Source organism: uncultured Cyclobacterium sp. (genome assembly GCF_963976465.1).
In the GTDB taxonomy this organism is placed as follows: domain Bacteria; phylum Bacteroidota; class Bacteroidia; order Cytophagales; family Cyclobacteriaceae; genus Cyclobacterium.
Map to the genome: position 1 here is coordinate 1 of NZ_CAXBOC010000315.1, position 6921 is coordinate 6921.

Genomic DNA, 6921 nt, shown 5'->3' on the forward strand with positions numbered 1-6921 from the left:
TCTTTAGTGATGATGCTGGAGTAACCTTTACCAAAGTTATGGATTTTGATGGGGATAAATGGGCAAATGCAAGCTGGGGTCAACTGCCTCCCCTCGATATTGACAGGTTGGCAAGTCATTACGGATTGACACTTTCATCTACGTTTATTGTCAGGTTTCAACAATATGACAATTCCTACTTTGGAGCTTATTCCAGTAGTTCACGCGATGGTATTTTTATAGATGACGTTGAAGTTAGGGTTCCTGACCAGACTTTTATAAATAAATTTCCTTATAATGAGGGATTTGAAGAAGGTACTAAAATGCCTAAGGGTTGGGCTTATAGCAATTCTACGTTTCCTTATGTTGATCCGTTATCAGAGTTTTCTACTGGAATGGTCGATAATAATTCAGTTGTTAGATTGGAAGGAGGGGTTGGTGTTGCAAGTAAATATGAATCACTTGCTGTAAGTAAAACAGGGCAGAATGGGCTGTATTTAGGTAAAAGCGCATCAGGAGAATTGGGAATCGTAAGTGCTGATTTGAAGCTTAATTTAAAAGAGGCTCAAAATGTAATTCTTAAATTTGATATTTTCAGTAGTTTTGAAGAGTTGAGCCCTCAAAATGGTATTTATTTAAGTGTGGATGAAGGCCTAACCTTTACCAAAATTCAGGATTTCACCCTTATTTCAAATAAATGGGGGTTTATGGAAGTGGATATTTCAACTTTGGCAGAAGAGAAAAAATTGACTCTTTCAGAGAAAACAGTGGTTCGTTTTCAACAAGAATAACAGCTGCTACTTCAAGTATTTCGGCGTTAAAAACAGACAGTGGTTCGTTTTCAACAATATGGAAGCAACCCCATTTATACTTATTCGTATTCCAGAGATGGGATCTTCCTTGATGACATAGAAATAACTACTAAAAGCAGAATAAGTCAAGTCATATCGTTTTCCTCCTTGCCTGAGATGCAATTTGGAGATGCTCCTTTTGATTTAGTGGCCACAGCAGATTCTGAGCTCCCAGTTCAATTTACTGTAGTCAGTGGTCCTGCCACAATTACAGGAAAGCAGCTGACCATTACAGGCGCAGGGACTGTAACAGTAAAAGCTGAACAACCCGGTGATAATGAATACCAGGCAGCGGAAGCTATAGAACAGTCTTTCGAAGTCGAGAAAGCCAATCAGGAAATTACTTTTGGCTCCATCTCCAATAAAACTTACGGCGATGCACCATTTACAGTGGTGGCCACGGCTGATTCCAAACTACCGGTTACTATTTCCTTGGTCGGTGGTCCCGGAACCATTAGTGGAAGTAAAGTGACTATTACAGGTGCCGGAACGATTACTGTGAAAGCCACTCAGGCAGGAAATGACAATTACAATGCTACTTCTGAAGAGAAGGAGGTTACTGTTGAAAAGGCAGGGCAGACCATTACTTTTGCCAATTTGCCTGATAAAACTTACGGGGACCAGCCAGTTGACCTTTCTGCTTCATCAAGTTCAGGATTGACTGTGACATTCGCAGTTAAGAGTGGACCAGGAAGTCTCTCGGGGAATGAGCTTGGTATAGATGGGGCAGGAGCCATAGTGGTTACCGCAAGTCAGCCAGGGAATGACAATTACAAGGCCGCAAGCGATGTGAACCGCACCCAAACGGTAAAGAAAAAATCCCAGACCATTGATTTTGCAGCCATAGGAGACAAAGAATTTGGCTCAGCTCCTTTCGAGCTAAGTGCTACAAGTAGTGCTGATCTGGAGGTAACCTATGCAGTCCTTAGTGGTCCGGCAACAGTTAGTGGCAACACACTTACCTTAACAGGTGCAGGAACAGTTACCATTGAAGCCAGTCAAAGCGGTAATGACAATTATGCTGCTGCTGAAGAGAAAACCAATAGTTTTTGTGTTGCTCCACCTGTTCCTGAAATAGAAATCATCGGTTCTGAATTTTCTCCTGAATTGGTGCTTAAAGTAAAAAATTCACCTACAGGGAGTACTTATCAATGGAAGCTGGACGGTTCGGATATTTCGGGAGCTGATCAAGATGAAATTAACCTATCAGAAGGTGGAGCTTATTCGGTAATGGTGACTGTAGATGGCTGTAGCAGTATTTCTGAGCCCCAAACCTTGACAGATTTAGAAGAAAGACCAGGTGCTAAGGGGTTGGTAAAACTGTTCCCTAATCCAGCCAAAAATAGCTTCTTTATCGATGGGCTTAACATAGGAGAGACTTATGAGCTCACTATCAATGATCTCAATGGAAGGAGCAGGGTGGTTGTAGACTATGTGCATACGGAGAATAGCTTTATAGATATTTCAGACTTCAATGCAGGTGTCTACCTAATAGAGATCCAAGGCTATAGACTATTTGTAGTCCGGAAATTAATTATTAAAGACTAAGACAATACGGAGGGCGATTTATTTATCGCTCTCCTATACCTACCTCCTTTTAACATTAAATTTATTCGCCATGAAATTGATTAATAAGCTATTTTGTTTTACTTGTTTACTGGTATTGGTTAGCCTCTTTTCTTGTAAGGATGATGAAGAGCCAGAGAAAACAAAGACAGAACTACTTACCCAAAATTGGAAATTAATTAAACTTACGGCCAATGGTTCTGATCAGCCCACTGATGGATACACGATTAGGTTTACGGCTTCCAACAGCTATACTGCTAGAGGTGCATTACTTTCGGTCCTGGAAACCGGGACCTGGGCCTTTAATTCCTCAGAATCTGAGATCTTACTGAATGGTGGCCCCGATAAATTCCTAATCAACAGCCTTACAGATACCCATATGACCCTGACCATCAATCAGACCAATTATAAAGCTGGAGCTGTGGCGTTGAAGATGGAGTTTGGGTTGTAGGGGGATAGTATAGGCTATGAAATTCAAGTTTTGATCTTAAAATCGAAAAGGTATTAATGCAAAAATTTATAATCAGAATACCTAAACTGAATATATAAGTTTGAATACTAGTTTTCCTTTAAGATAGAGTGACTAAGGTAAAGGTATTGAAGAAGGTTCTCTAAGTAGGGGAATCTTCATCAATTAAATTTTTAAAATTTTTAATTATTAAGCAATAAAATTAATATTAGGTTTAGATAAATATAGATGGTTAAAATGTTTGGTTTCAAGAAAAGGAGTATAGTAAAAATATAGGAAAAACTGCTGTATTCTTACTTATCGGTACTTTTTCTTGATTGCAATTAAGAAGTGCAATTACAAGATAATATTTTAAATAAAATCATAAGGAAACAATTTTATCAAATAATCATTGGATTGTTTTTTTTAAATTCATATTTTGTGTTGTAAAATACATTTATAATATAATATTATCATTCTCTATGCCTAAATCAACACAGTTTTTATTTCTTCTTGGAGGATCAGATTTGGAGATGGTTGAAATTAAAACCTTACTTGAAAAAGCTCAAGTAAAATTTATAGATGCAGGCTTAAATTGGAATAATTCAAGATGGGATGCTTATATGAAAGCACCTTATATAGAAGAAATACAGCAATCGATAGCTTCAGGTGTAAAAGTTTATGGTATAGAACTGAGAGGTAATATACCTACAGGTTGTGAACTGATTGATCACCACAACGAACTGCAAGAAAATCCTGCCTCGATAGTTCAAGTAGCAAATATTTTAAATATTAACCTTAACGATTGGGAGCAATTGGTAGCGGCCAATGATACAGGATATATTCCTGCCATGAAAGCACTAGGAGCTAGTGACGATGATATATCAAAAATTAGAAAAGCAGATAGGGAAGCTCAGGGAGTTACAGTTGAAGATGAGGCTCTCGGCAGGTTATCTGTAGAAAAAAACACGATCAAGACCAGAGGAATAACCATTGTAAAATCACTGACTGAGAGGTTTAGCGTTATCTCTGATATCCTTTATAAACCTTATTTAAAGCTAATCATTTATAATGAAAAGGAATTAAATTATTATGGCCCAAAGAAAATAGAAATAGCTGAAAAATTTAACGATTTAATTCAGGATGGCAAAGCTTATCAGGGGGGGGGTAAAGAAAATGGTTACTTTGGATTGGCAAAAGATGTCTTTAGTGAAACTGAAATAGAAGAATTAAAAAACAGAATAGTTGAACACTTTACACAACAAGATTATTTAAAGAGTTATTACAGCCACCATGTGTTTATTTTCCCATTTAAATGGGAACACCCCGGATGTTCTTCTGAAAATAGTCTGTTAGAGAGGTTTAATTTAAATACCCTACCAAATAAGCTAGCGGATAGTTTTTGGAAACGGAAAACCTTTAAAATTGATGGAGGGGAGACCTATAATGAATTCAATTATTTTTATGGGCATGTCAGGGAAATCTTATATGATTTGTCAGATAATCTTAAAGATGAATACAGTGATGGGGATAAAAAGATGTTACTCCATTATGAGTATAAAAATGAAGCTCTGAAAACCTGGAAATACATTATAAAATTGAAAGATAGAGACGAGGTTTTTGCACTTGATATCGATAGTATACTTTTAAATTTTTACAACAGTGGGGTGGGGGTTATCTCATTTCATCTTAGAAATTTCAAACACGCTAAACCTGATGATATTCTTACTATCAATCAATATGGAAGAAGGTTGTATCCACCATTTTTTGATCTTTCTGATATATCTGTAAAGACGGGAAACCAAGATACCAATACTTTAACAGAAGGATTAGAGGGTGTAAAAGGAAAGGAATTGCCTGAATATATCTCTATTGGTTCTGAGGAGAACCATAAGAATAGTGTTCTTTATGAAGATTTTTCAAGGTATACCTCAGGCAAAGCTTTTAACTATGGGATATTTATGCTTCCTAAATTTATCAATGGACTTTTTCCAAAAGATTTCTGGGCGATCAATCAGGGTAAACAACAACTACAAAACAAAGAGGGCAAGATTGAATTCAAGTTATTAATGGCTCCTATTTTGGATAGTAGGATGTTCGTTGTTTGCTGGTATGGCAGTGATCATAAAGCTGATGATTTAAAAAATTATTATACAAACTTAGATAGTGAAGAAAAAGAAAATCTGTCCCATTGGTGGTATAAGTTTTTATATGTAGATGCTGGATTGTTAACCTGCCAAGATCGGGATATGCGAAAAAATTTAATAGCTAAAGGCACCTATAATAGGTGGATAGATTACGGGACAATCATTGGTTTAAGTAGGTATAGTTTTGTGATGTTGACATCTGAGAGCGTTGACTCTTATATTATTCGTCACCTACAGACCATGTATTATAAAATGGCTGAGCTCTGTTTAGTCCAGCGGGCCACCATTCTCAATTATGCTGATGAGGTAACGCATGTTTCCCATTTATTACTTGAAAACGATAGTCCGGATAAAACATTAGAAAAGATAGCTACTCTATAAAAAAAATACTTGCTATTTATTAACAAGGTCTATTTTAAAGAGATCACTGCCCAGGAACAAGGGATAGAATTGTATGACCTTCTTCAAAAGCAAATGAAAATCCCTGAAGATGTAATTTATCTTGACAAACAAATTGAGGAATTGCACAATTATTCTGGCTTCCAGAAAGAAAAATACAACAATGAGCTATTGACCAAGATAGCCATAATTGGCGCAATATTCCTACCTCTTTCATTAATGGCCTCTGTGATGAGCTTTAATGTATTACCTGACATCTTCATTGGTGGGGTAAATTTAATTCCTGCCTTTTGGTCGCGGATAGGCGTCATGCTTCTCGTCAGTGTTTTTATCGTGTTTATTCTAGACTGGTTATCTGGTTTTCAATTTTATAAAGAAAAGCACCATTCCATAATCTACAGATGGTTTATTTATCTCTTCCTTTTGGTCTTTGGAATAGCTTTAACCCTTTCATCTTTAATATTTTAGTAGCTATGAGTAAATTTGAAATTACTTTTGAATTAACCCAACACACCCCCATTATCCATTTTCAGGCGGATCAGGCGGGGGCTACGCTAAGAGCAACTGAATTAAAACCAAAATTCGATAGATATCTTAGAGAAAAATTTCGGGAAAATAAAGTTGGTGTTCCGGCAACATGGAAAACCTCTAAGAACCACGAAGCCTTGGATTATAAAGTTAAAATCATAGCGAAAGATGTTAAAAGTCAATATATAAATCGCAACAATGGACCGATGTTTTTTGCGAATATGGGGCCAGGAAGCGATAAATTATTTAGTGAAACCAGACAACCAATAGTAGTTGAGTTTTTTAGTTTTCAAATAGACCTGCTTGCGGAATTGAAAAAACATTTTTCTGAATTTCTTTTTGTAACAAATTTTGGCACTAGGCAATCCAAAGGGTATGGTTCTTTTTTCTTATCTGATTTAAGTCATATCCCAGAAGCAAAAACACCTTATCTGGAGATTCCGAAATATTTAATGATAGAAAATGAAGTTTCTGTATTGCATTTCATAAATTACTATTATCAGCTTTTAAAATCCGGGATTAACTATTTCAAATTTCAAGATTATAGTTCACATAATTGTCGTAAGCGTGTTGTTAAATATGAGCACGGTTTTCTTAAACAATATGTTATAAATAAACTTAATTATACCTGGGAGAAACCTTGGATCAAATCCCAGTTTATCCAAGAAATACCCCTTAAAAAAGGGGCTACCTATAAGTTCGCCAGAGCCTTTCTAGGACTGTATCCCAGTGCTAAATTTGAACAAAAAAATGAAAACTGTATAAATAATTATAGGTTTTCCTTAAACGTAACTCACGAAAATAGAACACAAGATGGCGAAATAAAAAGGTTTAAATCTCCAATAATATTTAAACCAATTTTATTCTCAGACCATTGGAAAGTATTTATTCACGTCTCCCCAATTCCTGATCAACTACTTGATCAAACTTTCATCTTTGATAATAATAGAAGCAAACCTAGATTAGAAACTCCATCAAAACCCATCGATTTAGCCGATTTATT

6 protein-coding genes are annotated in these 6921 nt (G+C 36.1%); all 6 read left to right on the forward strand.

Annotated features, from left to right (window positions below; genetic code table 11):
- Positions 1 to 770, forward strand: a 770-nt coding sequence (locus tag AAC037_RS16520; RefSeq protein ID WP_339904094.1) for a hypothetical protein, incomplete at its 5' end; no start/stop codon positions are given.
- Between the two features lie 39 nt (positions 771 to 809).
- Positions 810 to 2378, forward strand: coding sequence for a T9SS type A sorting domain-containing protein (locus tag AAC037_RS16525; protein WP_339904095.1), 1569 nt, complete (start codon positions 810 to 812; stop codon positions 2376 to 2378).
- A gap of 70 nt (positions 2379 to 2448) precedes the next feature.
- On the forward strand, positions 2449 to 2847 hold the full coding sequence (locus AAC037_RS16530; protein ID WP_339904096.1) for a hypothetical protein: 399 nt from the start codon (positions 2449 to 2451) through the stop codon (positions 2845 to 2847).
- A gap of 479 nt (positions 2848 to 3326) precedes the next feature.
- Complete coding sequence (locus AAC037_RS16535) at positions 3327 to 5372, forward strand: hypothetical protein (protein WP_339904097.1); 2046 nt, start codon at positions 3327 to 3329, stop codon at positions 5370 to 5372.
- 9 nt (positions 5373 to 5381) lie between these two features.
- Positions 5382 to 5858 carry a hypothetical protein gene (locus AAC037_RS16540; protein ID WP_339904098.1) on the forward strand — a complete coding sequence of 159 codons (477 nt, stop codon included), beginning with the start codon at positions 5382 to 5384 and terminating at the stop codon, positions 5856 to 5858.
- Positions 5859 to 5863: 5 nt separating this feature from the next.
- On the forward strand, positions 5864 to 6921 hold a 1058-nt coding region (locus tag AAC037_RS16545), incomplete at its 3' end, for a hypothetical protein (protein WP_339904100.1).

What these genes read in the sequence shown, in the direction of transcription:
- AAC037_RS16535 (WP_339904097.1), top strand. Translation starts at nt 3,327, where the DNA reads ATGCCTAAATCAACACAGTTTTTATTTCTTCTTGGAGGATCAGATTTG.
- AAC037_RS16530 (WP_339904096.1), top strand. Translation starts at nt 2,449, where the DNA reads ATGAAATTGATTAATAAGCTATTTTGTTTTACTTGTTTACTGGTATTG.